The sequence below is a fragment of the Halobacterium yunchengense genome, assembly GCF_037031165.1.
Lineage (GTDB): Archaea > Halobacteriota > Halobacteria > Halobacteriales > Halobacteriaceae > Halobacterium > Halobacterium yunchengense.
The window spans coordinates 314,746-339,334 of sequence record NZ_JAYEZL010000004.1 but is presented as its reverse complement, the minus strand read 5'-3'; the positions used below and the strand labels follow the sequence as shown (position 1 = coordinate 339,334).

The 24,589-nt window shown below is 70.6% G+C and carries 27 protein-coding genes and 2 tRNA genes; 18 read left to right on the top strand and 11 right to left on the bottom strand.

The window, feature by feature from the left end; genetic code table 11:
• The first annotated feature begins 20 nt into the window (after positions 1 to 20).
• Complete coding sequence (locus tag U5911_RS13700) at positions 21 to 1,238, top strand: NAD-binding protein (RefSeq protein WP_336037597.1); 1,218 nt, start codon at positions 21 to 23, stop codon at positions 1,236 to 1,238.
• 293 nt (positions 1,239 to 1,531) lie between these two features.
• Positions 1,532 to 1,966, top strand: coding sequence for a universal stress protein (locus U5911_RS13695; RefSeq protein WP_336037596.1), 435 nt, complete (start codon positions 1,532 to 1,534; stop codon positions 1,964 to 1,966).
• Between the two features lie 73 nt (positions 1,967 to 2,039).
• On the opposite strand, the gene U5911_RS13690 is transcribed toward U5911_RS13695, so the two are convergent.
• Positions 2,040 to 2,189, bottom strand: coding sequence for a hypothetical protein (locus U5911_RS13690; protein WP_336037595.1), 150 nt, complete (start codon positions 2,187 to 2,189; stop codon positions 2,040 to 2,042).
• Between the two features lie 179 nt (positions 2,190 to 2,368).
• Positions 2,369 to 2,782, bottom strand: coding sequence for a hypothetical protein (locus U5911_RS13685; RefSeq protein ID WP_336037594.1), 414 nt, complete (start codon positions 2,780 to 2,782; stop codon positions 2,369 to 2,371).
• Between the two features lie 168 nt (positions 2,783 to 2,950).
• Here U5911_RS13685 and U5911_RS13680 point away from each other — a divergent pair, with 168 nt between their 5' ends.
• On the top strand, positions 2,951 to 3,544 hold the full coding sequence (locus tag U5911_RS13680; RefSeq protein ID WP_336037593.1) for a hypothetical protein: 594 nt from the start codon (positions 2,951 to 2,953) through the stop codon (positions 3,542 to 3,544).
• 69 nt (positions 3,545 to 3,613) lie between these two features.
• Positions 3,614 to 3,886: a hypothetical protein gene (locus tag U5911_RS13675; protein WP_336037592.1), complete on the top strand. Its 273-nt coding sequence runs from the start codon at positions 3,614 to 3,616 to the stop codon at positions 3,884 to 3,886.
• A gap of 99 nt (positions 3,887 to 3,985) precedes the next feature.
• Here U5911_RS13675 and U5911_RS13670 read toward each other — a convergent pair whose 3' ends face one another.
• From U5911_RS13670 to U5911_RS13660, 3 genes are all read right to left on the bottom strand, one after another.
• Positions 3,986 to 5,791, bottom strand: coding sequence for a BCCT family transporter (locus U5911_RS13670; RefSeq protein WP_336037590.1), 1,806 nt, complete (start codon positions 5,789 to 5,791; stop codon positions 3,986 to 3,988).
• Between the two features lie 422 nt (positions 5,792 to 6,213).
• Entirely contained in the window at positions 6,214 to 7,482 is a 1,269-nt protein-coding gene (ilvA, locus tag U5911_RS13665; protein ID WP_336037589.1) for a threonine ammonia-lyase, read from the bottom strand.
• Positions 7,483 to 7,489: 7 nt separating this feature from the next.
• Positions 7,490 to 8,425, bottom strand: a complete 936-nt coding sequence (locus tag U5911_RS13660) for a tetrahydrofolate dehydrogenase/cyclohydrolase catalytic domain-containing protein (RefSeq protein ID WP_336037588.1) — start codon at positions 8,423 to 8,425, stop codon at positions 7,490 to 7,492.
• Between the two features lie 376 nt (positions 8,426 to 8,801).
• Here U5911_RS13660 and U5911_RS13655 point away from each other — a divergent pair, with 376 nt between their 5' ends.
• Positions 8,802 to 9,659: a methylenetetrahydrofolate reductase gene (locus U5911_RS13655; protein WP_336037587.1), complete on the top strand. Its 858-nt coding sequence runs from the start codon at positions 8,802 to 8,804 to the stop codon at positions 9,657 to 9,659.
• Between the two features lie 26 nt (positions 9,660 to 9,685).
• On the opposite strand, the gene U5911_RS13650 is transcribed toward U5911_RS13655, so the two are convergent.
• Complete coding sequence (locus U5911_RS13650) at positions 9,686 to 9,850, bottom strand: hypothetical protein (protein ID WP_336037586.1); 165 nt, start codon at positions 9,848 to 9,850, stop codon at positions 9,686 to 9,688.
• A 408-nt stretch (positions 9,851 to 10,258) separates the two neighbouring features.
• Here U5911_RS13650 and U5911_RS13645 point away from each other — a divergent pair, with 408 nt between their 5' ends.
• On the top strand, positions 10,259 to 11,614 hold the full coding sequence (locus U5911_RS13645; protein WP_336037585.1) for an aminomethyltransferase family protein: 1,356 nt from the start codon (positions 10,259 to 10,261) through the stop codon (positions 11,612 to 11,614).
• 33 nt (positions 11,615 to 11,647) lie between these two features.
• Here the strand turns inward: U5911_RS13645 and U5911_RS13640 are convergent, their stop codons facing one another.
• Positions 11,648 to 11,932: a hypothetical protein gene (locus tag U5911_RS13640; RefSeq protein WP_336037584.1), complete on the bottom strand. Its 285-nt coding sequence runs from the start codon at positions 11,930 to 11,932 to the stop codon at positions 11,648 to 11,650.
• Between the two features lie 129 nt (positions 11,933 to 12,061).
• Here U5911_RS13640 and U5911_RS13635 point away from each other — a divergent pair, with 129 nt between their 5' ends.
• The 3 genes from U5911_RS13635 to U5911_RS13625 all read left to right on the top strand — a co-directional run bounded on the left by U5911_RS13635 (position 12,062) and on the right by U5911_RS13625 (position 14,904).
• The gene (locus tag U5911_RS13635) at positions 12,062 to 13,288 is read left to right on the top strand and encodes a DUF8073 domain-containing protein (RefSeq protein ID WP_336037583.1); all 1,227 of its coding nucleotides are present in this window, start codon (positions 12,062 to 12,064) and stop codon (positions 13,286 to 13,288) included.
• Between the two features lie 160 nt (positions 13,289 to 13,448).
• Positions 13,449 to 14,174, top strand: coding sequence for a helix-turn-helix domain-containing protein (locus U5911_RS13630; protein WP_336037582.1), 726 nt, complete (start codon positions 13,449 to 13,451; stop codon positions 14,172 to 14,174).
• A gap of 64 nt (positions 14,175 to 14,238) precedes the next feature.
• Positions 14,239 to 14,904, top strand: coding sequence for a helix-turn-helix domain-containing protein (locus tag U5911_RS13625; RefSeq protein WP_336037581.1), 666 nt, complete (start codon positions 14,239 to 14,241; stop codon positions 14,902 to 14,904).
• A gap of 79 nt (positions 14,905 to 14,983) precedes the next feature.
• Here the strand turns inward: U5911_RS13625 and U5911_RS13620 are convergent, their stop codons facing one another.
• Both U5911_RS13620 and U5911_RS13615 read right to left on the bottom strand, forming a co-directional pair.
• Positions 14,984 to 16,438, bottom strand: a complete 1,455-nt coding sequence (locus U5911_RS13620) for a DHH family phosphoesterase (protein WP_336037580.1) — start codon at positions 16,436 to 16,438, stop codon at positions 14,984 to 14,986.
• Between the two features lie 96 nt (positions 16,439 to 16,534).
• Positions 16,535 to 17,377, bottom strand: a complete 843-nt coding sequence (locus U5911_RS13615; RefSeq protein ID WP_336037579.1) for an SDR family NAD(P)-dependent oxidoreductase — start codon at positions 17,375 to 17,377, stop codon at positions 16,535 to 16,537.
• Between the two features lie 98 nt (positions 17,378 to 17,475).
• On the opposite strand from U5911_RS13615, the gene U5911_RS13610 reads away from it, so the two are divergent.
• The 5 genes from U5911_RS13610 (at position 17,476) to U5911_RS13590 (ending at position 20,748) form a co-directional block, all read left to right on the top strand.
• Positions 17,476 to 17,549 (top strand) — tRNA-Lys (locus U5911_RS13610).
• 121 nt (positions 17,550 to 17,670) lie between these two features.
• Entirely contained in the window at positions 17,671 to 18,681 is a 1,011-nt protein-coding gene (locus tag U5911_RS13605; protein WP_336037578.1) for an AI-2E family transporter, read from the top strand.
• 88 nt (positions 18,682 to 18,769) lie between these two features.
• Complete coding sequence (locus tag U5911_RS13600) at positions 18,770 to 20,005, top strand: DUF2238 domain-containing protein (RefSeq protein ID WP_336037577.1); 1,236 nt, start codon at positions 18,770 to 18,772, stop codon at positions 20,003 to 20,005.
• Positions 20,006 to 20,104: 99 nt separating this feature from the next.
• Complete coding sequence (locus U5911_RS13595; RefSeq protein ID WP_336037576.1) at positions 20,105 to 20,527, top strand: universal stress protein; 423 nt, start codon at positions 20,105 to 20,107, stop codon at positions 20,525 to 20,527.
• Between the two features lie 98 nt (positions 20,528 to 20,625).
• Complete coding sequence (locus U5911_RS13590; protein ID WP_336037575.1) at positions 20,626 to 20,748, top strand: hypothetical protein; 123 nt, start codon at positions 20,626 to 20,628, stop codon at positions 20,746 to 20,748.
• Between the two features lie 76 nt (positions 20,749 to 20,824).
• Here U5911_RS13590 and guaB read toward each other — a convergent pair whose 3' ends face one another.
• Complete coding sequence (gene guaB, locus U5911_RS13585) at positions 20,825 to 22,324, bottom strand: IMP dehydrogenase (RefSeq protein WP_336037574.1); 1,500 nt, start codon at positions 22,322 to 22,324, stop codon at positions 20,825 to 20,827.
• A 306-nt stretch (positions 22,325 to 22,630) separates the two neighbouring features.
• On the opposite strand from guaB, the gene U5911_RS13580 reads away from it, so the two are divergent.
• The 3 genes from U5911_RS13580 to U5911_RS13570 all read left to right on the top strand — a co-directional run bounded on the left by U5911_RS13580 (position 22,631) and on the right by U5911_RS13570 (position 24,023).
• Positions 22,631 to 22,816: a hypothetical protein gene (locus U5911_RS13580; RefSeq protein WP_336037572.1), complete on the top strand. Its 186-nt coding sequence runs from the start codon at positions 22,631 to 22,633 to the stop codon at positions 22,814 to 22,816.
• Between the two features lie 3 nt (positions 22,817 to 22,819).
• Positions 22,820 to 23,734: a DUF5794 domain-containing protein gene (locus U5911_RS13575; protein ID WP_336037571.1), complete on the top strand. Its 915-nt coding sequence runs from the start codon at positions 22,820 to 22,822 to the stop codon at positions 23,732 to 23,734.
• 64 nt (positions 23,735 to 23,798) lie between these two features.
• Positions 23,799 to 24,023 carry a DUF5795 family protein gene (locus U5911_RS13570; RefSeq protein WP_336037570.1) on the top strand — a complete coding sequence of 75 codons (225 nt, stop codon included), beginning with the start codon at positions 23,799 to 23,801 and terminating at the stop codon, positions 24,021 to 24,023.
• A 58-nt stretch (positions 24,024 to 24,081) separates the two neighbouring features.
• Here the strand turns inward: U5911_RS13570 and U5911_RS13565 are convergent, their stop codons facing one another.
• Positions 24,082 to 24,288 carry a hypothetical protein gene (locus U5911_RS13565; protein ID WP_336037569.1) on the bottom strand — a complete coding sequence of 69 codons (207 nt, stop codon included), beginning with the start codon at positions 24,286 to 24,288 and terminating at the stop codon, positions 24,082 to 24,084.
• Positions 24,289 to 24,398: 110 nt separating this feature from the next.
• Between U5911_RS13565 and U5911_RS13560 the strand changes: the two genes are divergently transcribed.
• Positions 24,399 to 24,575: transfer RNA gene (locus U5911_RS13560), tRNA-Trp, on the top strand.
• The last annotated feature ends 14 nt before the right edge of the window (positions 24,576 to 24,589 follow it).

Below are 24,589 nucleotides of genomic sequence, written 5' to 3'. Positions count from 1 at the left end.
GGGTCCAACGTGTACTGGCTGTGACCGACGCACGCGACGGCCGGGGGGACGTCGCCCTCGAGGAACTGTTCGACCGCTCGGAGCGCGTCCGCCTGGTGGACTGGTCCGGGCTCTCCGGCGCGAAGACGACGGTCCTGTTACTGTCGACGGTGGCGGTCGTCTCGTTCCTGACGGGGCTGTCCCACCTCACCCAGCCGACCGTCTCACTCGGCGGGCCGCTCGCCGGTCTGGCCCCGGGCGCGAGCGGCGTGGTTCGGCTGTACGGCGTCCTCTGGGCGTTCGTGCTGGCAGCGCTGACCGTCGGCCTCCAGCGGCGCCTGCGCGTCGCGTTCTACGGCGTGCTCGTCGCGCTCCCGCTGGTCGCGCTCGTCCCGCTCGTGACCGCGTCCGCGACGGACCTCCCGCTGCTGGTGGCGAGCGCCGTCGCCGTCCCGCACGTCGTCCGGAACCGCCGGCAGTTCGACGAGGCCGTATCCCTCTCGGCGTTCCAGACGGCGGCGGTGGCGGCGTTCGTCGGCGTCCAGGTGTACGGCACCGTCGGCGCGTACGTGCTCCGCGGGGAGTTCGTGCGGATCGACACGCTGACCGACGCGTTCTACTACATCATCGTCACCGGAACCACCGTCGGGTACGGCGACATGACGCCGACGTCGTCGCTCGCGAAACTGTTCACGCTGTCGGTGATCGTCCTCGGCACCGGGTCGTTCACCGTCGCGACCGGGTCGCTGGTCGTCCCGGCCATCGAGTCGCGGATATCGAGTGCATTCGGACAAATGAGCGCTTCAGAACTCTCGCTGTTCGAGGACCACGTGCTGGTCCTCGGCCACGGCGACCTGACCGCACCGCTGCTGGACACCTTCGACGAGTCGACGGACGTCGTCGTCGTCACCGAGGACACGGCCGCCGCGTCCTCGCTGCGGGACGCCGGCGTGAACGTGCTGACGGCCGACCCGACCGACGGCGACGTCATCGGCGACGCGCGAGTCGAGACCGCCTCGGGCGTCGTAGTGGCGACCGACGACGACGCCCGGGACGTCCTGGCGGTGCTGGCGGCCCGGAAGGCGAACCCCGACGTCCGCATCGTCGCCGCGGCGACCGACAGCAAGCACGTCGAGACGCTCGCGGACGTCGGCGCGGACGACGTCGTCAGCCCGACGGACGTCGGCGCCCGCCTGCTCGGTCGGTCCGTGCGCGGCGACCCGGTGTCGCTGTTCAGTGGCGACGCGGAGGCCCAGTGACGAACCCACAATTACCACGGAGCTGGTAGCTTGTGGTTCGGGGTCGGCTCGCCGCCGCGGCGGGACGGCCGGCTGCCGACGCTCCCGACTGCAGAGACCGTGTTTGTCAACCTCTCTCTCCCGTAGAATCGGCGGCCTCGCAGGTCGGAGTGTGGCTCTGACGGCTCCACGTGACAGGCTTGTGCCGCCGCCGACTCCGCTCGTACCGGTGCGAGTGGGCGTCGCGTGCTGCCGACGCTCGACCGTGAAAAAGTATTTCCTGTCGACTTGCGAACAGCGGCCGAGGGAGGACGATGTACGACAACATTCTGGTTCCGACCGACGGGAGCACGGAGGCGGTGAAAGGAGAGGACCACGGCGTCGAACTCGCGGCCGCAGTCGGGGCGACCGTACACGCCCTCTACGTCGTCGAGAAGGGCGGGAACCCTTGGGACTCCGAGTCGATGGAGAACCAGCAACAGCGGGCCCGCGAGTACGGCGAGGGCGTCCTCAACGACGTCGCGTCGGCCGCCGAAGGGCTCGGCGTCGAGGCCGAGACGGCCGTCGAGGTCGGCCCGCGCGTCCACGAGGAGATCAACGAGTACGTCGAGGAACACGACATCGACCTCATCGTGATGGGGTCGGGTTACCGCGGCCGACTCGGCGGCCTGCTCGGCAGCACCGCCGAGAAGGTGCTGCGGTCGGCGGAGGTCCCGGTCACGACGCTGCGGCGACACGAGAACGAGTGACGGCCGGACCGACCACCGGTCGTGCGCCGCGGCCGCGACCCTCCACGGGTTCGGTCCGCGGGGGCCGCGTCGCTCACAGTCGCGTCTCCCGGAAGTAGATGGCGAGCGCCAGCGCCAGGAAGCAGACGCCGGCGACGAGGCGTTCGCCCGCCAGGAACGCGAGCACTCCGACCGCGAACAGGACGACCGGAATCGCCGTCAGCAGTGTCGACTGGTAGGTCACGGGTATGATTCGTCGGTTGGCGTGGGTTCTCGATGACACACAATAGGGTTTCCGGCGAGCGCGAGTGACCGGCCACTGGCGGCTCCCGGGCGGACCTGGACCGGGACTGCCGGGAACGCGAGCGGCAGTCGGTTCCAGTGGTCGGGATTCGGCGTAGTCCCGGTGGTCGGGATTCGACGTCAGTACCAGTGGTCGAGGTCCCAGTGGTACCGGCAGTCCGGGCAGGTCGCCCACTCCGGGACGTCGTACATCTTGGGGTGGCGCTGTCCGTGCTCCATCTCGGCGTCGCAGCGCGGACACACCAGCGCGAGCAGGTCGTGTTCCGCGAACGTCTCCGAGGGGAAGTCCCGCCAGCACGTCGCGCAGTCGAGGCGCTCGATCGCCTGCGACTGGGTCAGCTCGCCGCCGCAGCCCGGACACCGGAGCACCGCCGGCGGCCGGTTCTGCCACCCCTGGACGCTGTCGACGGTGGTGGTCTGGGCCTCGGGGATGGCGAGCGTGAACGGCTCCAGTGACTCGTCCCGGCGGAGCGGCGCGACCAGGCGCTCGAGGAGCCGCCTGCCGGCGCGGTAGAGCTTCCCTGGGACGCCCATTCGTCCGGTCGTTGGGGGCGAACGACCATATTCGTGCTGGAGGCGTCGTGGACGCCGCGCGAGCCACCCAGCGACGGGCCGCTCTCCGATTCGCCGGCCGACGCGCCGCGTCCCGCGAGTTCGCGGCGCCGACAGCTATTCGTGCCCCCGGCCAGAACACCGCGGTCGATGGACCCGCTCCTCGCACCGACGACGATCGTGACTGCCGCCGCGGCCGGCGGCCAGACGGGCGTGGTCGACCCGAGCGCCGTGGCGGCCGCGCCGGCGGCGGTGCGGGCCGTCGCGGCGTTCTGCCTGGTCGCCGTCGTCGGTGGGCTGCTCCGGTGGCGCGCGGCGGACGTCGTCGACCGGGCGCAGGCGACGTGGACGGACAGCGTCCTCGCGTCGCTCGCCTACGGCCTGTCGACGCACGCGGTCCTCGTCTTCGCCGGCGTCTACCTCGCGAACAAGTTCTCGACGTACCGGCTGTTCGGTGGGGCCTCGGGGGACGCGGGGCTCGCGTTCGCGGTCGTGCTCGTCGGCGTCGCCGCGGCGCTCGGGTTCACGGTGGTCGGCAGCACCGTCGCGGACCTCGCCGTCGGCGCGACCGCGACCCAGGGACTGCTCGCCGGCGCGGCCGGCGCGGCCGCGCTGGCCGCAGCGCCGCTGTCCGTCGGGGCCGTCGTCTGGTTCGGCGTCGTCTCCCTGGGTATCGGCGGCGCGGTCCGCGAGTGGGTGCACGCGTCGGTCGACGCCGAGCCAGTCGCCGAGTCCTCGTCGTGAGGGCCTGCGGTCGCGGCGGTCGGCGCCGCGCGGCCGAACGTTCAACCGGCTCGGCGCCCTGCATTACGTATGGTCGTCGTGCCAGGCGCTAACACGCAACGCGGGTCGGTGGACGCACTGACCCAACAGGGGTTGCCGGACGCGGTCACGGCCCTCGTCGGGCTCGCCGGAACGCTGGTGCTGGCGCTCGTGGTGGTGGCGCTCGTCGCGTTCGCCTACCGGTCGCTGACCGGCGGCGTCGACTGGCCCGACGAGGACGCCGGAACGGCAGACGCGGACGAGGAACGCGAGGCCGTCGAACGCGGGGACGGCGAAACTGACGACGAGTGGAAGTACTACTGACGGGCGCGGCACCCGGTCGGCGTCACGTGCGCTCAGGGTGCGCCGGGCGTCGCGACTGTCGGCGGTGGCGCCGCGAAAAGAGCCGCTCGCGGGCGGCCGTCAGTCCCCGGAGCCGGTCTCCGAGCTGTCGGTGATGTCGGTCACGACGTCGGTGCCCGAGCGGTCGACCTCGATGTCGTCCTCGCTGCTGATCTCGCTGATGCGTTCGCGGAACTCCTCGGACTGGAGGATCTGGTACTCCGAGTCCAGCCCGAGGTAGACCGTGTACACCATCAACAGCAGGATGGCGGCGAACGGCAGGCCGGTCGCGATTGCCGCGGTCTGCAGGGCGTTCAGCGCCGCGGAGCCGCCACCCCAGAGGATGGCGGCGGCGACGGTGCCCTCGGTGACCGCCCAGAAGACGCGCTGGGTGCGCGGCACGTCGTGCTTGCCGCCGGAAGTCAGGTGGTCGACCACCAGCGACCCGGAGTCCGAGGACGTGATGAAGAACGTCGCCACCAGCGTGATGGCGACGATGGACGTCAGCGTCGTCACCGGGTACGACTCCAGCATCCCGAACATCGCCCGCGCCTGACCGGCGGTCTCCGCGGTCGTCAGGGTCTCGTAGAGGCCGCTGCCGATGATGTTCTCCGCGTAGATGGCTGCGCCGCCGAAGCTGCCGAGCCAGACGAACGAGAACGCCGTCGGGATCAACAGCACGCCGAGCACCATCTGGCGGACCGTCCGCCCGCGCGAGATGCGGGCGATGAACAGGCCGACGAACGGCGACCACGCGATCCACCAGCCCCAGTAGAACACCGTCCAGAAGTGCTGCCAGTTGGCGTAGCCGCCGTCGGGGAACCCGCCGACGCCCTCGCCCATGAAGCTCTCGGTGAAGAACGACATGTACGCGAGGTTCTGGAGGTAGAAGCCGGTCGACTGGACGATGCTGTCCAGGAGGTACAGCGTCGGCCCGACCACGAGGATGAACCCGAGGAACAGCACCATCAGGTAGACGTTGATGGTGCTGAGGCGCTTGACGCCGCTCTCCAGTCCCGCCGCGACCGACAGCGTCGCGATGGCCGTGATGACGGCGATGATGCCGATCTGGGGGACGGTGCCGACGTCGAGCAGCGCCGACCCCGCCAGCGTCTCGGTCACGCGGTTCAGGCCGACGTTGATTTGCTGGGCGCCGAGCCCCAGCGACGTCGCGAGGCCGAACAGCGTCGCGAACACCGTCACCAGGTCGATGACGTGGCCCGGCCAGTCGTAGATGCGGTCACCGAGCAGCGGGTAGAACACCGACCGGAAGGTCAGTGGGAGCCCGCGGTTGAACGAGAAGAACCCGAGGCCGAGCGCGACGAGGCCGTAGACCGCCCACGGGTGGAACCCCCAGTGGAAGAACGTGACGCCCATCGCCGCCTCGGCCGCGGCGCCCGAGCCGGGTTCGGCGCCGAAGAGGTTGCCGCCGCCGGTGCCGAGGTGCCACATCGGCTCGGCGACACTGAAGAACATCAGGCCGATGCCCATCCCGGCGCTGAACAGCATCGCCATCCACGCGAACGTGGAGAACTCCTGGTCGGCTTCGACGCCGCCGAGCCTGATCTTCCCGTACTTGCTGAGCGCGAAGTACACCAGCGCGATGATGAACACGTTCACCGCGAAGATGTAGAACCACCCGAAGTGCTTGTTGATGAAGTCGAAGACGTTCGTGTACACTGTCCGCGCGTCCGACCCCATCAGGAGGGTGACGGCGACGAACAGCGCGATGATGACGGCGGCCAGCGGGAACACGACCGGGTGGACGTCGAACCCCCACCGCTGGATGTTCGTGTCGCCGGGCTCGCGGTCCGACTCCGGGTGGAACAGCTCCACCTGGAGGCCGTCGGAGGTCTGCCCGGTGGTCTGGTCGTCTCCGTCGGTCATGTGCCACCCCTCCACCGTCTGTCGCGTGCTGCCCCTCGATTCAGTCGGCGTGCACGGTCGTTCGCTCGTGCGGATGCGTCGCTCATGGTTGTCCTGTCTGTGGTGTGTGTCGTGCTGGTCGTGCCTGGTGCCGTCCCGACTGCCCGTCGTTCGCCCGTGCTCGTTCGACTATGCGGCACGTTGGCATCAGTCAGTACCTCGGTGGAAACACTTCGAGATTCTATAATAAACGTTCATGTGCAACTATCCGGGGGTTTAAGTCGGCGCGACTGACAGGTCCGGCGAACCGGGCGCGGCGACGGGGAGACGACGACCCAGCGAGTCGAGGGCAGCGGCGGGGAGACGACGACCCAGCGAGTCGAGGGCAGCGGCGGGGAGACGACGGCGCCCCCTACGGTCCGCCGTGCGGTCTCCCGGCCCGGTCACGCTCCGTCCGCGTCGGCGGCCTGTGCCCGACTGACGACCTCGACGCTGTACCCGTTCTCCGAGATGGCGTCGACGATGTCCCGGGTGTGCTTCCGGCCGCTCGTCTCGAGCTCGAAGATGAGGTCGGCCTCCCCCACGTCGAGGTCGACCAGCGACCGGTCGTGTCGCACGGTCTGGATGTTCGCCTCGTACTCCGCGATGAGCCCCGAGAGGTCCGCCATCTTCCCCGGCCGGTCGTCGATGCGGACGCGAAGCCGCACCACCTGGCGGCGCCGCGTCAGCGCGTGGATGAGCACCGTCCGGAGCATCGTCATGTCCAGGTTCCCGCCGCACAGCAGCGGGACCACCGTCTCGCCCTCCACGTCGAGGTCTCCCGACGTGAGCGCCGCGACCGAGGCCGCGCCGGCGCCCTCGACGACCTGCTTCGCGCGCTCCATCAACAGCAGGATGGCGTCCGCGATCTCGCCGTTCGTGACGGTGACCACCTCGTCGACGTGCTCCTCGATGATCGACAGCGTCAGCTCCGAGACGCCGCCGGTCGCGATGCCGTCCGCGATGGTGTCCACCGAGTCCAGCGTCTGCGGGACGCCCTTCTCGAGGCTCGCCGGCACGGTCGCCGCGCCCTCCGCCTGGACGCCGACGACCCGCGTCTCCGGGCTGAGCTCCGCCAGCGCGGTCGCGATGCCGCTGACGAGGCCGCCGCCCCCGATGGGGACGAGGACCGTATCGGCGGACGGGACGTCCTCGTGCATCTCCACGCCCAGGGTCCCCTGTCCGGCGACGATCTCCGGGTCGTCGTACGCGTGGACGAACGTCGCGTCGGTCTCCTCGACGAGGTCCTGGGCGAACGACATCGCCGCCTGGAAGTCCTGCCCGACGAGCTCGACCGACGCGCCGTAGCCCCGGGTCGCGTCGACTTTCGTCTGGGGCGCGGGCTCCGGCATCACGATGGTGGCGTCGACGCCGAGCTCGGTCGCCGCGAGCGCCACGCCCTGCGCGTGGTTGCCGGCGCTCGCCGCGACGACGTGGTCGACGTCGCCCTCCGCGAGCGCCACCTGGATCTTGTTGTACGCGCCCCGGGTCTTGAACGAGCCCGTCCACTGGAGGTGTTCGAGCTTCAGCGCCACCTCCTCGGCGCCCGTCATCGACTCGAGGGTCGTGCTGCGCTCGACGGGCGTCCGCTTCACGACGTCGGGGTCGTCGAGGCGCTCGCGGGCCGCCTCGATGTCGGCGAACGTCACGGTCCCGTGGTCGGCAGTGGTCATCCGCGGGTCACGCCTCCTGGCCGAGCGACCCCGTGTCGGGGAGGTCGACGGGAACGTCGACCTGCTGGCTCGTCGCCTTCACGGTGTTGTACAGCAGCATCGTGATGGTCATCGGGCCCACGCCGCCCGGCACCGGCGTCACGAGGCCCGCGACCTCCTTCGCGCTCTCGAAGTCGACGTCGCCGACCAGCTCGTACCCCTTCTCGTTGTCCGCGTCCACGCGGTTCACGCCGACGTCGACGACCGTCGTGCCCGCCGAGAGCATCTCGCCGTCGACGAGCTCAGGGACGCCCGCGGCCGCGATGACGATGTCCGCCTGGCGGGTGTGTGCGCCGACGTCGTCAGTCCGGGAGTGACAGACCGTCACCGTGGCGTTCCCGCCGGCGTCCTTCTGGATGAGCAGATTCGTCATCGGCTTCCCGACGATGTCCGACCGCCCGACGACGACCGCGTGCTTGCCGGCGGGGTCGACGCCCGCCGCGTCCAGCAGCAACTGGACGCCGTGGGGGGTGCACGGCTTGAACCGCGCGTCGCCGGCGACGAGGCGGCCGACGTTCTCCGGGTGGAAGCCGTCGACGTCCTTCGCGGGGTCGATGCTCCGGAGGACGCGGCGCTTGTCGACGTGGTCGGGCACCGGCATCTGGACGAGAATGCCGTTCACGTCCGGGTCGGCGTTGAGCTCCTCGACCGTCTCGAAGAGCTCCGCCGCGGGCGCGTCGGCGTCGAGTTCGCGGTGGACGCTCTCGATGCCGAGGTCGTCGCAGGCCCGCTGTTTCATCGACACGTACGTCTCGCTGGCGGGGTCGGTGCTCATCAGCACCGTCGCGAGACTCGGCGTCGCGCCCGCGTCCGCGAGCGCGTCGACGCTGTCCCGGAGCTGCCCGCGGACGTGGTCGCTGACCGCCGACCCGTCGAGGACGTTGCCGTCGCGGACGAAACTCACTGCCGCTCACCTCCGCGCTGGTCGCGACCGCCGGCGAGGCAGCCGCGTTCGAAGTGGGAATCGCGCATCGTATGCCTACGTTCGGCGCGACGGGTATCAATGACGTGGGCTGGCGGCGGGCCGCGGCGGGGACGCGTGCCGCGCCGGCGGCCCGTTCCACATCACCTCAGCGAACCGGCAGGAGTTGCGGAGCCGCGACCGGCGCGGCGGCGGGCCGGGAAAGACCTAACTGCGGCCTGGGTCCTTTCTCCGACAGCGCTCGACCGCTGCGACGGCGACGACGGGGCCGCGGAGACCGGCCGCGTCGACGACGGCCGAACCGGAATCGGCCCAGCCGACCGCTGCGGTCACGCGTGACGCCTCCGGGACGCCAACAATGTCACTCGACACGCCTTCGAACACGACGGACGGGACGACGGCGCTGCTCGCCGACCCGAGATTCGAGCTGATGCCGTTCGACAGCTTCGCCGACCAGATGGCGGCGCTCCCGGCCGGCGCCACCATCGCCATCACGACGTCGCCGACGCTCGGGCTCGACGCGACCCTCGAGTGGACCGAGAGGGCGACCGAGGCCGGCTACGAGATCGTGCCGCACGTCGCCGCGCGGTACGTCGAGGGCCCCGACCACCTCGACGAGGTCGCGGGACGCCTGGTCGACGCGGGCGTCACGGACATCTTCGTCCCGGGCGGCGACCGCGAGGAGCCCGCGGGCGAGTTCGACTCCGCCCACGACCTCCTCGTCTCCCTCGAGGAGCTCGGGTACGACTTCGAGGACGTCGGCATCACCGGCTACCCGGAGGGCCACGAGTTCCTCAGCGACGCCACGCTCCACGACTCGATGGCGGAGAAGGCGCCGTACGCGACGTACGTCGTGACGCAGCTCTGCTACGACCCCGAGGCGATCGTCTCCTGGATCGAAGCGGTCCGCGAGCGCGGCGTCGACCTCCCCGTGGAGGTCGGCGTCCCGGGCGTGATGAAGTACCAGCGGCTGCTCGGCATCTCCCAGAAGGTCGGCGTCGGCGACTCGGTGCGGTTCCTGAAGAAGACCAGCGGCGTCCTCGGCTTCGTCCGCCAGCTCGTGGGGTCGCGCGGGAAGTACACGCCCGACGACCTGGTCGAGGGCCTGGCGCCGTACGCCGACGACCCCGAGTACGGCATCCGCGGCCTCCACATCTACACGTTCAACCAGGTCCCGGACACCGAGGCGTGGCGGCAGTCCGTCCTGTCGGAGTGATGGACCGACCGCGGCCCCGACGGCGCTTACTTGCGGCGGACGCGAACGGGCCCGCGGCGGCGGAACAGCGCGGTGACGACGCGCTCGACGACGCCGGGCTTCGAGAGGCTCGGCGTCGCGGGGAGATACTGCTCGAACGCGGCTGCGTCCGGGACTCGTGACCGTTCGGTGGCGTCTCGCTGTCGGCTCATGTGACTGCTCGTAGCTGTCGCGTCCGTGAAAACGTTCCGAATCCGGCTCGTGACGACCGTTACGGCGACATCCCCCGTTCGACCGGGGAGCACACTCCCTCGATCCCGCCTGCCCGTTCGACCCGGGAAGCCACCTCGTCGACCTCGAGTGCCCGGTCGACCTGGGAGCCCGTCCCGTCGGTCGCGACTGCCGCGGCCGGGCCCGCCAGTCCACAAATGGTGGGTTTTCGAACACGTAGTGGTTCGCCGCGATTCGGCCGGCAGACGCCTGACCGGCGACGCGACGAGCCGATCCACTGAAGTCCAGAAAAACGCCGACAGGGGCGCTGTGAACCGCCTCCTCTATTTTCCCCTCGGTCTGACTACGGGAGTCTTTTATGAGGGTTCGGCGAGCGGGACCTAGCACCGATGACGGACGACCAACACCCGAACCACCCGGGCGTCGACCAGTCCGACAGAGTGCTCCCGCGGAACCTCCGCCAGACCGGCGACCCCGGGATCGAGATGCTCGTGTCCACGCGCGTCAGGAAGTCGCCGTTCTTCCACAAGTCCTTCAACGAGGAGGGCGCGTGGCGCTGCACCGTCTACAACCGCGTCTACCACCCGCGCGGGCTCGTCGAGCCCGAGGACGGCGGCGCGATGGCCGAGTACGAGGCGCTGACGAACAGCGTCACGCTCTGGGACGTCGCGGTCGAGCGCCAGATCCGCGTGAAGGGCCCGGACGCCGAGGCGCTCACGAACTACGTCATCACGCGGGACGCCACGGAGATCGAGCCGATGCACGGGAAGTACGTCATCCTCTGCAACGAGGACGGCGGCATCCTCAACGACCCCGTGCTGTTGCGCCCCGAGGAGGACGAGTTCTGGTTCTCCATCTCGGACTCGACGCTCATGCAGTGGCTGCAGGGCGTCAACGTCGGCATGGACTTCGACGTCGACATCGACGAGATCGACGTCGCGCCGATGCAGATCCAGGGACCGCTCTCGGAGGACGTGATGATCGACGTCGTCGGCGAGGAGGTCAGCGACATCCCCTACTACGGCCTGATGGACGCCGAGATCGACGGCTGCGAGGTGCTCATCAGCCAGACCGGGTTCTCCGGCGAGAAGGGCTTCGAGGTGTACGTGAAAGACGCCTCGAAGTACGCCGAGCGCGTCTGGGACCCCGTCCTCGAGAGCGTGAAAGACCACGGCGGCATGCAGATCGCGCCCGGCCACCACCGCCGCATCGCGGCCGGCATCCTCTCGTGGGGCCAGGACATGGACCACGAGACGTCGCCGTTCCAGGTGAACCTCGGCTACCACGTCCCCGACGACAAGGACGCCGACTACGTCGGGAAGGAGGCCCTCGAGGCCCAGAAAGAACAGATCGAGAACGGCGAGTACCCGTTCAACCTCAAGCTCGTCGGCCTCAAGATGGCGGGCGAGCCCATCCGGGACTACGCGCCGGACTTCTGGCTCATCTCCGACCCGGAGACCGGCGAGGAGTGCGGGTACGTGACGTCGCCGTGGTACAACCCGGACCTGGAGACGAACATCGCGCTCGGGTTCGTGCCGGCGGAGAAACTCGAGGCGCCCCTCGACGACCGCGTGTACGACGCGGACCTCGACACGGAGTTCCGCGTCCACCTGCCGGACGAGTACGCCGAGGAGCCCGGCGAGCCGGTGTACGCGACGGTCGCGAAGGTGCCGTTCAAGGAGTCGGTGAACCCGAGCGCGCGCGAGCAGGCGAAGCTCTCCGCGAAACAGCAGTCCGAGGAGTGACGCGAGCGGGCGGCGCCGGCGTCGGCCGCGCGGCTACCGCCGCTCCGTCCGCTCCCCGTCCGGCGACACCGGCTGGAGATCGGTGACGTCGGGGTCGAAGCCGAGCCACGCGCTCAGCGCGATGGCGACGACCACGAGGTAGACGGGGAGTCCGGTGACGAACGCGACCCCGACGTGGAAGCCGTTGACGGTCCCGGTCGCGTAGAGGAGCGCCGCGAGCCCGACGGCGAGCGCGGTCGCGGCGTACACGCCGAGGCTGAACGCTCTGTCGGCGTCTGGCCCCGGCTGGACGACCGGCGTGTCTGGCAGCGAAGCCATACCGATTAGTTGCCGCCGGAGCACCAAAACTGTGTCACTCCGGCCGCGAGAGGCGGGCCGTCGCACCTTAATGGCCTGCATAATTTGCCGTGAGGATTTATTCCGCTCCCCGGAGTGCCAACACACGACATGGGCGTGGGGAACGAACTCCAGGAGCTCGGCCGCTTCCTGGACGACTGCGAGCGCCAGACGGACGCCGTCGAGTGCTTCGACGTCGCCGCGGTCACCGACGTCGGCGACCGCCGGCTCGCCGCGGACCTCGAACTCACCGTCGCGCTGTCGACCGGTCCGGCCGACTGCATCGAGCTCTCGGACCCCGTGGTGGGGGCCGACGGGACCGTCAGGTTCGCGCTCGGCGCGGCGTCGGACCTGCCGACGGACACCGACCACGACGTCGCCGTCGAACCGACCGCGGCAGCCCTGAACGGCGACGGGACGGCGACCGTCACGCTCGCAGCGACCGTCCCGGCGACCGCCGCGCAGTCGCCGCCGGACGGAGACGCCGAAGCCGGTCTCCCCGAGGACGACCACGGTGCGGCTGCGTCGGCGACAGACGACCAGACCGCGGCCGCGTCAGCGACAGACGGGCCGCCCGTCGCGGGGGACGGTGGCACCGCCACCCGCCCGGTCAGCGCCGACGAGGACGACGGCGACGGCGAGGGCGACGAACCGACGCTCGGGGGTGACAGCGTCGCGGTCGACGACGAGAGCGAGGACGAGCGCGACGACGCCACGCAGCGTCGTTCGTCGTCCGTCGCCGGGGACGCTTCCGGACCGACGAAGCCCAGCGAGTGCGAGGTCCCGCCGTTCAAGGACAGGGCGCTGCTCGCGGACGTCTACGAGTCCTGCGAGACGTTCTCGGAGATGGCCGACGCGCTGCCGATGGACGTCACCGGGGAGACGGTCCGCCGGTACATGATCGAACACGACATCCACGAGCCGACGACCTACCAGACGGGCAGTGACGGCGGCCAGTCGGCGGACCGCAGCGACGACAAGGCGGCCGGCAGCGATGTCGGCCAACCGGCAGACGGCAGTGACGGCCAGCTGTCGAGCAGCAGCGAGGACGCCCGCCCGTCGAACAGCAGCGAGGACGCCAGGCCGGTCGTCCTGTCCGACGGCATCGGTCTCCCGGACGACGTCACCGTGGACACGCTCGTGGAGACGGTCCGGACGTCGAACACCATCTACGAGGTCAGACAGGACATCGACGTCGACCGCGAGGACGCACTCGAGATGCTCCGCGAGCTGAACCTCCTGGACCTCGTCGTGGGCCGCCTGGCCACAGAGGGTGAACGCGAGATCACGCACGACGACGTCGTCGACTGTCTCCGGGAGGCCTCCGCCGTCGAGTGACCCACTGGGCCGCCGCGTGACCCACTGGACCGTCGGGTGATCCACTGGGCCGCCGCGTGCCCCACTGGACCGTCGGGCGACTAGCCGGGCCCTCGGTTGACTGGCCGGACCGTCGGCGTGTCAGCACGACCCAAGGGGTTAAGGCGGGGCCTGCCCGACCATGTGGTACGCAGTCGGCCGCCCCGGGCCGGCCGCCGACCCCCAGATGGCCACGTTCACGGAAGTCCGGTTCGGACACGAGGACGGCGCGCTCGCAGACACACTCGCAGCGCTGCCCGACGTCGACGTCCGCGTCCTCCCGGACACGCGCACCGACCCTGAGCGCGTCGTCTACGCGTTCGCGTTCGAGGGCGCGCCCGACGGGCGGCTCCGTGACGCGCTCGAGGCCGACCACACGGTCCGGGACGCCCGGGAGATCGAGGGGTTCGGCGGCCACGACTTCTGGGGCATCGAGTTCGCCTCCGAGACGGAACTGCTCGGGCCGGCGGTCGTGGCTGCCGGGGGCTTCGTCGTGGACGCGCGCAGCGCGAGCGCGGACCACCAGCCCAGGGGGTGGGTCGAGCGGTGGTCGACGCCGGACACCGCTGCGGTCCACGACGTCTGGGAGCACGCCCGGGACGAGGGCTTCGCGTTCGAGATCCTCGACGTCCTCCGGCAGACGGACGCGGCGACGCAGTACCCGGTCGGCGACGCGCTCACCGACGAGCAGAAGCGCGCGCTCCGGGCCGCCTACGAGTGCGGCTACTTCACGGACCCCCGGGAGGCCTCGCTGGAATCGGTCGCGGAGACGCTGGACCAGTCACCGTCCGCGGTGAGCGGCTGCCTCAGGCGCGGCATGCGGTCGCTCATCGGGACGACGCTCGCCGTCGACGAACCGGAACCGTGACCCGAACAGCCACCGCCGGCGGTGCGGCCGGCCACAGCGACCACCGAACGGGGGCGACGGGACAGTGATCACGACGACGGTGTTCGTCGACCACCGGGACCTCGCGCTCGTGCCGACCATCCGCCAGCTGCCGGAGGCGGACATCGAGGCCGTCGCGCACGCGGGCACCGCCCCGGAGCGCGACGGCCACTACTTCGTCGTCCGGACTGCGAACTTCGCGGCGTTCGAGCGGTCGCTGGACGCCGACCACACGGTCGCGTCCTACGCGGCCGTCGACGGGTCCGGCGACGCGCGGACCTACCGCGTGGTGTACAGCGAGTCCGCGACGCTGGTCACCCCCTCGATGACAGAGGTCGGCGGCCTCGTCCTCCGGTCGTGGAACCGCGACACCGGCTGGGCGCTCGAACTCCAGTTGCGTGACCGCGACGCGCTGCGCGACGTCGACCGCTTCGCGCAGGACCACGACGTCCACGTCGAGGTCCTGGAGATCCGCCAGACCGACGGCGACGGCTACGACGTGGACGCCGGCACGGAGTTCAGCCTCACGGAGCCACAGATCGAGGCGCTCGTCGCGGCGTACGCCAACGGCTACTACGACGAGGACCAGGACGTCACGCTCGCGGAGCTGTCGGAGCTCCTCGGCATCTCCGAGAGCGCGGTCAGCGGCCGGCTCCGCCGCGGGGCCGCTCGGCTCGTCGAGGCGACGCTCGTCGACGAGGACGAGCAGTGACTGACCGCGCGACCGGTCCGCCGGTCGCCGCCGACGACGCCGGGTTCGCGGCCGACCTGGAGACCCGACCGCTGTCGGCCTAGTTCCCGTTCGAACCGCCGCTCTCGCTCTCGACGCCCATCGCCTCGAAGAGCTTCCGCGTGACGGCCTCCTCGGTCAGCGACAGCAGGGTGTCGCGGTTGTCCTCGGTCGCCTCGATGCCGGTGAAGATGCCGAGCGGGATCTCCGCGGACGCCTGCGTGGAGTGGCCGGCTGCCTCCCCGATCTCCTCGAACGCGTCGCCGAGCACGCGGCCGATGTTCAGCCGGATGTCCTTCGAGCGCGCGGCGAGGTAGATGGTGTCGTCGACGATGCCGAACACCGCCGTGGTCGTGATGCCCTCGAGGTTCAGGAGCTGGCTGGCCGCCTGGGAGAGCGCGTCCCGGTCGCTGATGAACCCGGCGTTCGAGACGAGGTGGCTGCCCTCGACCTCGCGGTTCGTGATGGCCTCCGCGAGGACGTCCAGGGTCTCGGGGCTCATGTTCGGCGACTCCACCTGCTCGAGCGTGTCGTGGTCGGCGAACGGGTAGAGGTACGCCGCCGCGGTGAGGTCCGCGGGCGTCGTGTCCCGGCGGAAGTCCAGGGTCTCCGCGCGGATGCCGTACAGCAGCGCTGTCGCGACCGCCTGGCTGACAGAGAGGTCGAACTCCTGGATGTACTTCGTGAGGATGGTCGACGTCGCGGAGACGTTCGGGCGGACGTCCGCGAACTCCGCTTCGTAGGCCTCCTCGACCTCGTAGTGATCGATGAAGATGTCCACCTTGCGGTCCAGGGAGATGTCGCCGGCCTTCGCCGGGTCGACGAGCGCGACGGTGTCGTAGTCGTCGACGTCCACGTCGTCGTACGGCGTCAGTTCGATGTCCAGGAGGTTCACGAACGCGCGGTTCTCCTGGTGGCCGATGTCGCCGAAGTAGAGGATGTCGGCGTCGACCCCGAGGTGGTCGGCGATGGCTTCCAACGCTGCCGCCGCGGCGATGGAGTCCGGGTCGGGGTTGTCGTGGGTGACGATGGCCATCCGCTCGTCGGTGTCCTCGATGACGGCCGCGAGCTGCCGGGCCTTGTACTCGAGTTCGCCGGACTCGAGGGCGCGCAGCGCCGCGTCCGCGATGACCGACGACGGGTTGATGACGACGTCCGCGCCGAGCTCGCGGAGCTCGTCGCTCGTCACGGGGTCGCTGGCGCGCACGACGACGAACTGCTCCTCGTCGCGGCCGCGGATGTTCGCGACGGCGGCCTCGTTCGCCTCGACGTCCGACGCCATGATGAGGACGACGTCCCGGTCGGCGACCAGGCCCGCCACCTCCTCGTCCCGGATGTCCGAGACCTGCGCGTTCAGGTCCTGGTCGCGCAGCGCCTCGACGCGCGACTCGTCGCGGTCCACGATGAGGACGTCCTTGCCCCGTTCGACCAGCTCCTCGGCGACCGCGTGCCCCACGCTCCCACACCCGAGGATGGCGTACGTGGACATCGAGGAGATGGTGGCCCGGCTGCTCATGATGGTGCCGGATAACGGGGGCCGTCACTTAACCTTCCCGACCTCTCCCCGAGGTGCCGGAGCGGGCGTCTGGCGGCCGCCAGCGACGCGAACCGCTCACTCGTAGGTGAGCGTCATGCCGTCGTCGAACCGGAGGTCGCCGCCGTTGAGGTGGCTGCCGAGCTCGGAGAACCCCAGCACGAAGAGGTTCGCGACGTCCACGGGCGCCATCATCTCGGACGCTCGCGCCTGCCCGAGCATCACGTCCTCGACGACCGCCTGCTCGCTGACGCCCCGCTCGGCGGCGGTGTCCGGAATCTGGTCGACGACCAGCGGCGTCTTCACGTAGCCGGTGGAGACCGAGAACCCGCGGACGTCACCGTCGCCCTCGGCGGCGATGGACTGCGTGAGGCCGCGCAGCGCGAACTTCGCGACGTTGTACGCCACCTTGTCCGAGGTCACGTAGTGGCCGTGCACGGACGCCATGTTCCCGATCGCGCCGCCGCCCGACTCCCTGATGTGGGGGAACGCGTGCTTCGACAGCAGGACGGGCGCGCGCACCATCACGGCCTGCATCGCGTCGTAGACGTCCATCGGGAACTCCTCGAGGGGCGCGACGTGCTGGAGGCCCGCGACGTTCGCCACCCACCGCAGGTCGCCGAGGTCGGCCGCCGCCTCGACCGCCGCGACCGCGTCCTCGTCGTCGGTGAGGTCCGCCTCCAGGGGCGCTACCGCGCCGTCGGCGTCGAGGTCCTCGGCCCTCGACTGCGTCTCCGCGAGCCCCTCGGCGTCCACGTCCAGCGCCGCGACCGTCACGCCGTTCACCGCGAGCGCCAGCGCCGTCGCGCGCCCGATGCCCGACGCCGCGCCCGTCACCAGGGCCACGGACGTCGGCGCGAACCGGTCGTCGTCGACGACGTGCACGTCCGCGCGCTCCAGGGTCGGAGATTCGACTGCCATGCCCGCGTCTTCCCCGTGCCGGCCCTTAAATTCGCGCCGTCCCGGCGTCCCGAATCAGAACGTATTTCAATCGCACCGGCCAACGAACGCCTGCACTCGGGCCGGTAGCTCAGTTCGGCAGAGCGACGGACTCTTAATCCGTCGGTCGCGTGTTCAAATCGCGCCCGGCCCGCTTTTCGAGACGCAGTGACCGCGAGCCACCGCCAACTGCACGACGGCCGGCGCTCCGTTCTGGCGGCGTTGGGTGTGGTCGACGTCGAAACTTTTTGTCACCCCGGGGTGAATCCACCGTCGTGAACCACAGCAAGGGGTTCCTCCTGGCGCTCGTTCTCGCCCTCCTCGGCCTGTCCGCGCTCCTCGTCGAGCCGTTCGTCCAGTACGTGCTCGGTGCGGTGTTGCTCGCGTACGTCCTCTACCCCCTGCAAGTACGCCTCGAGGCGCACACGTCGCCGATGGTCGCCGCCTCCCTGCTGGTGTCGCTGGCCACGGCCGGACTGGTCGTGCCGTTCGGGTTCGTCCTGGTCACGATCGTCGAGCGCGCGGACGACGTCCTGCGGCGGCTCAGCTTCGACTCCGCGGCGGTCGAGTCGGCGGAACGACGCGTCCTGGAGCTCACCGGCCTCGAGGTCGACGTCGGCGACCAGCTCGCGGAGACCGGCCGGGAGTTCGGGCGCGTCGTCGTCGAGCGCTCGGTCGACGTGGTCGGCACGCTCGCCTTCCACCTCCTGGGCGTCGTGCTGGCGCTGTTCCTCCTGTACTACCTCCTCAAGGACGGCGCCGACCTGCACCGCTGGCTGCGGGAGACGACGCCGCTGCCCGCGGACACCCAGCGCGCGCTCGCCGACGAGATCGACGACGTGATGTGGGGCGTGGTGTTCGGGCACGTGTCCGTCGGCGTCGTCCAGGGGGTCGTCGCCGGCCTGGGGTTCTTCGTCGCCGGCGTCCCGAACGCGCCGTTCTGGACGGCCGTGATGGTGGTCATGGCGATGGTGCCGCTGGTCGGGACGATTCCCATCTGGGGCGGGGCGGTCGTCCACCTCTACCTGGTGGACGAACCGGCGCTGGCGGCCGGCCTGTTCGTCTACAGCGTCGTCGTGGTGGGGCTGACCGACGACTACCTCCGGCCGTTCGCGGTCGACCGCTACGCGAAGCTCAACCCGGCGGTCGTCCTGCTCGGCATCCTCGGCGGCTCGTACGCCTTCGGCGTGATGGGGCTGTTCTTCGGGCCCGTGCTCCTCGGCGCGCTCAGGGCGACACTCGGCGTCCTCGCCGAGTACTGGAACCGGGACGGCGAGACCGCCTGACGGCCAGTGCGGGCGCTGCGCGCGCCGGGACGGCCGTCGTTGGGCGGGCCACAAGCGCTTTCGGTGACAGCGTGGAAACGGGTAGTCGATGGCGTCACTCCGCTCACTGCTGGCTCGCGAGCGCGTGAACGCGTTCGGCGCGTGGGTCGTCGTGGCCGCGCTGGCCGTGGCGGGCAGCCAGTTCCTCCGCGCGAGCGAGCCGGACTGGACCGCCCTGACGCTCGTGCTCGTCGCTGCCGCGGTGCTCGTGCCGCTCGTCGAGCGCGACCCGTCCGTGACGGTGCCGGGGGAGTTGCTGGCGCTCGTCGCGGTGCCCGTGGTCGTGCGAGCGTTCGGCGTGCTCCCGTCCGTGACGCCGTTTTTCGCCATCGCGGGCGTCGCGCTGCTGGTCGCGGTCCTGCTGGACGCGTACACGTCCCTGTCGATGACGCCGCGGTTCGCGGTGGTGTTCGTGGTGGTGGTGACGATGGCGTTCGCGGGCGCGTGGGCGGTCGGCACGTACGCCGCGGACGTCGTCGTCGGGACGTCGTTCGTCCCCGGCCAGCAGGAGCTGATGTGGGACCTCGTCGGCGCGACGGCGGCGGGCGTGGCCGCGGGCGTCGTCTTCGACGTCTACTTCGAGTACTCGGACCGCGTCAGCCGGCTGCGGCGCGCGACCCGCGACGACGCCGCGTCCGCGGCGGCCGGCGGCGAACTGCCGGGCGACGGTCGCCAGCACGTCCTCGCGGTGCGCGCGATGCAGGCGGTGCTGGTGGCCGCGACGGCGCTGGCGGTACTGGAGTTGAACGCGACGCTCGCGGTGAACACGGCGGTGCCGCTGGCCATCACGCTGCTGCCGGCGGCGCTGCGCCGCGAGTACGAGTACACGATGGACACGGGCCTCGTGGTGTGGGTGACGGCGGCGTCGACGCTGCACGCGCTCGGCGCGGTCGGCCTCTACGAGTGGTTCGGGTGGTACGACAGCGTCACGCACGCGCTGTCGGCGTCGCTCGTCGCGGGCGTCGGGTACGCGGTCGCGCGCGCCGTCGAGCGGCACTCGCGGGCGGTGGCGTTCAACCGCGGCTTCCGCGCGACGTTCGTCGTCCTGTTCGTGCTGGCGGTCGGCGTCGGCTGGGAGCTCCTGGAGTTCGCGAGCGGCGGCCTCGCGTCGGCCGTCGGCGGCGAACCCGTGCTCGCGCAGTACTCGACCGCGGACATCGTGAACGACCTCGTGTTCAACGCGGTCGGCGCGGTGGTGGTCGCCGCGGGGAGTTCCGCGCACTTCGAGGACGTCGCCGCGCTGGCGACGGACTGGGTCGGCGTCGCCGTCCGGAGCGGCGAGTAACGGGACCGCGGCGAGTACCAGTACCGCGCCGAGTACCGGTACCGCAGCGGCCGCCGCGGCGCGCGTAGATTTAAGCCACCGACGAGAGTTGTCCCGCGTATGTACCGCGTGCTCGTTCCGGTCGACGACGACGTCGAACGCGCGCTCGCACAGGCCGACTACGTGGCGGGCCTCCCGGACGCCGCCGAGAGCGTCGAGGCCGTCCTGCTGTTCGTGTTCACGGGCGACACGAGCGACCTCCCCGAGGACGTCCAGCAGTTCAAGTCCGCGACCCGCGTGCAGTCCGTGCGGCGCGCCCGGGAGCGCCTCGAGGAGGCGGGCGTGTCCGTCCAGGTGCGTGACGACTCCGGGGACACCACCGAGGACATCCTCGAGGACGCCGAGGAGTTCGACGCCGACGCCATCGTGCTCGGCGGGCGGAAACGCTCGCCCGCCGGGAAGGCCATCTTCGGCAGCGTCACGCAGTCGGTCATCCTGAACACGGACCGGCCGGTCGTCGTCACGGGCGGTGGAGGGGACTGAGGGCACAGTCGGCGCACGCGCCGGACGTTCCGGGGCGGGCGTCCGGACCGGTCTCGGCGACCGTAACGCATTTTCCGCCGTCAGCGCAAACGCCGCACATGGCGTTCGAAACCTACGAGTGCCGCCACTGCGGCGACGACTTCGAGGCGTACGAGGACTCGAACGCAGCACAGAACCGGTACTGCAGTCCGCGCTGCGAGACCGAAGGCGAAGGGCTGTAGGGCGGTCGAACGTCGGCGTACCCCCAGTTCGGGAGCCGACCGGAGTTCCCGAGGCGCGACGCCGGTCAGCGACTATTCACTCGCTTTGCGGGCTGTAGTTCGGGGCTTCGTCCGTGATCATCACGTCGTGGGGGTGGCCCTCGGTCTGGCCGGCCGACGAGACGCGGACGAACGCCGCGCGCTCCTTGAACTCCGGGATGGTGGGCGCGCCGACGTACCCCATGCCGGACTGGATGCCGCCGACGAGCTGGTGGAGTTCCTGGGCGAGCGGTCCCTTGTACGGCGTCGCGGCCTCGACGCCCTCGGGGACGAACTCCTCGTCCTCGTCGTCCTCCTTGAGGTAGCGGTCGCCGCCGCCGGACTGCATCGCGCCGACGGAGCCCATGCCGCGGTACTGCTTGTACTTCTTGCCGTTCATCGTGATGACTCGGCCGGGCGCCTCGTCGGTGCCGGCGAAGTACGAGCCGAGCATGACGGCGTCGGCACCGGCGGCGATGGCCTTCGCCGCGTCCCCGGAGTACCGGATGCCGCCGTCCGCGATGACGGGGACGCCCTCCGGGTGCGCGACGTCGGCGACCTCGGAGACGGCCGTAATCTGGGGCATGCCGGCGCCCGTGACGACGCGCGTCGTGCAGATGGAGCCGGGACCGATGCCGACCTTGACGCCGTCCGCGAAGTCGACGACGGCCTCGGCGGCCTCGCGGGTGCCGACGTTGCCGACGACGACGTCCGCGTCGACGGTGGACTGGATGTCGCGCGCGGAGTCGATGACGTTCTCGTTGTGCGCGTGCGCGCAGTCGATGAACAGGACGTCCGCGCCGGCGTCGTCGGCGGCCGTCGCGCGGTCGGTCTCGAACGGGCCGACGGCGACGCCGACGCGGAGGCGGCCGTCGTCGTCTCGGGCGGCGTCCTCGTGCTCGCGGCGTTCGAGGATGCCCTGCATGGTGACGAGGCCGACGAGGCGGTCGTCGCCGTCGACGAGCGGCACGCGCTCGATCTTGTGCTCGTACATGAGCTCGAGCGCGTCGCGGGGCGTGACGTCCTCGCTGGCGGTGATGACCTCGTCGGTCATCGCCTCGCGGACGGCGTCGGTCTCGCCGACCTCGAGGTATGGCCGGATGTCCGTGCCGGAGATGATGCCGAGGACGGTGTCGTCGTCGTCGACGACGGGCGCGCCGGAGACGCCCTCGTGGTTCATCATGCGGTCGACCTCGCTGACGGTCTGGTCGGGGGAGGCGGTGACGACGTTCTCGCGGTCGATGACGAGCTCGTCGGCGCGCTTCACGCGCTCGATCTCGGCGACCGTGTCCTCGACGTCCATGTTGCGGTGGAGGACGCCGAGGCCGCCCTCGCGGGCCATCGCGATGGCGAGGTCGGACTCGGTGACGGTGTCCATCGCCGCGGAGAGCACGGGCGTGTTGAGGTCGACGTTCGTGGAGACGCGCGTGGAGACGTCGGCGTCGTCGGGTTCGACGCGGCTCTCGGCGGGGCGGAGCAACACGTCGTCGAAGGTCAGCGCTTCCGGGACGCGGAGCTTCTCGGAGAATCGGCCGTCGGTCGAGGAGTCGTTCGCCATGTAAACCGTCGCGGGCCGGCCGGCAAAAACGTTGCGAGATTGGTCGAACGTGTGTCGGTCACTCACTCGCGGCCCCGAGATACACACGCCCGTGCATTCGAACGGCTCGGGACTGACGAACGTCCACCGTGCGTTCGGACAGTCGACGCGCGTCAGAATCCCGCCGCCCGAATCGTCGAATTCTCGCTTTTCGTCCACTCGCTCCGTGAGTCGGACGCCGACTACTTAAACTGGGGTTTCGGACCCACAACACGTGTGGGCGCTTCTCACGCAATCTTTATGCGTTCGTCACGAATGTTTGGGAGTATGGACTCCATCAGTCCCGCCGCGGTTCGTACGGCCGGCAAGCAGTGCGGCTCCCCCGGCGTACTCACATTCTTCGGCAAACTGATGGAGGCGTTCTGGTTCGGCGACGGCGCGCACGCGACCCGGTCCCGGTCGGCGCCCACGCACCGTCGGTCCAGCCACGCGACCCGTAGACTGGCCCCGTAGTCTATGAGTAGCTCACGCCACCCAATCGCCCTCCGCCTCGAGGAGCGCGTCGGCGGCGACACCCGCCTGCTGGCGACGGTGATGCTGCTGCCGCTCGTCGACGGCATCTTCGCCGCGCTCGTCCTCGCGGGCGCACTCGAGACGCCCGCCGGCATCGCGCAAGTCGGCCTGCTCGTCTTCGGCGGCAGCGCGACGCTCGCCGTCATCCTCGCGGAGATGGACGACGACCCCCGCTCGCAGGCCGCGACCGTGCTGGTCGTCGGCGTCCCCCTGATCGTCGTGGCCGCCGCCGAGGCCGCGCTCGCGCCGGCCATCGAGACCGTCGTCGACGTCCCGACGTTCGAGCGCTTCGCCGCCATCGTCATCCTCGCCATCGCCGCGAAGACCGCGAGCTCCACCATCGGCGACTACCTCCCGCAGCCGAGCGTCATCATCGGGCTCGGGTTCGTCGCGAGCTTCCAGCCCGGCCAGGCCGCGCTCGTCGTCGAACACGACCCCGCGCTGATGCTGCGCGCCGCCGCGGCGGGCGCCGTCGCCGTCGGGTTCGCGCTCGCCGTCGTCGCCCTCCAGCCGTACCTCCGCCGCGTCGTCGACATCGACCGCTTCCGGTTCGGGAGCGCCGTCGCGCTCGGCACGCTCGCGCTGTCCGTGTTCGGGCTCGTGCCCTCCCAGGCGCCCCTCGTCGTCTTCGGGGTCGCCGGCCTGCTCGCGTTCGACCCCGACGACCTCGACGCCGCCACCGGCAGCGACTCCGGAGACGGCGTCGACCCGGACGCGCCGGCCGTCGACGACGGCCCCACCGAGCCGACGCCCGCGACCGCGGCCACGCCGGACGGCGGCAGCGACCCCGACACCGAGGAGCCGGCGTACGGCTACCCGGGCGAGGACGGCGCCGAGGAGCGCGCCCCCTGGCTGTAGCCGGCCGCCGCTGGGGACGGTCCGCGACGGGAAGCCTTTACTCGCCGCCGGCCCTCCCGCCGGTATGGCCGACAACCGCGTCGTGGAAGGGCGGATGGTCACCCCGGAGAAGCTCGCCGAGCTCGTGGAGGGCGAGTCGGTGATGGACGCCGAACCCATCGAGGACGCCGACCGCGAGTGCCCCGAGTGCGGCGGCGACGTCCTCTCCGTCGGCTACATGCCCTCGGTCACCGAGTTCGTCACCGGCTACAAGTGCCAGGACTGCGAGTGGAGCGCGCGCGAGGACTGACGACCGCGGCGGAGGGGCCATTCCAGCGTCGCGACCACGCGCTCCGCCCGGTTCCGCGTCACTTCGTCCACCGCACGGCCGCGACGGTGTCGCCGTCGGCGACGACGACGCCGACCTGCTCGCCGTCCTCGCAGGCGTCGACGTCCACGCGCTCGTAGCCCTCCGTCACCACGTCCCGGAGGTTCGCGTCCAGCGCCTCGGCCTCCTCGACGCCGAGCCGCATCTTCCCGCCGAGTTCGCGCACCACGATGGGGTATTCGGCCATGCACGAGCGTTCGCCGGCCGCCCGGAAAGACCACTCGCTCCCGGCGGACCGCGAGCCGACACGCCGAATCGAAACGCTCTTAGGACAAATCGCCCTACGGGATGACGCACGGGGCTGTGGCCAAGCCAGGCATGGCGACTGACTCCAGAGGCCACGCGCCCGGGACGAGATTCCAGACTGGTATACCGAGCGGCCGACTGATCATCGGTCCGCGACGACGACCCTCTGGAGTTCCGAGGCGCACCGGAGATATCAGTCGATCGGGGGTTCAAATCCCTCCGGCCCCACTTCTCGACCGACT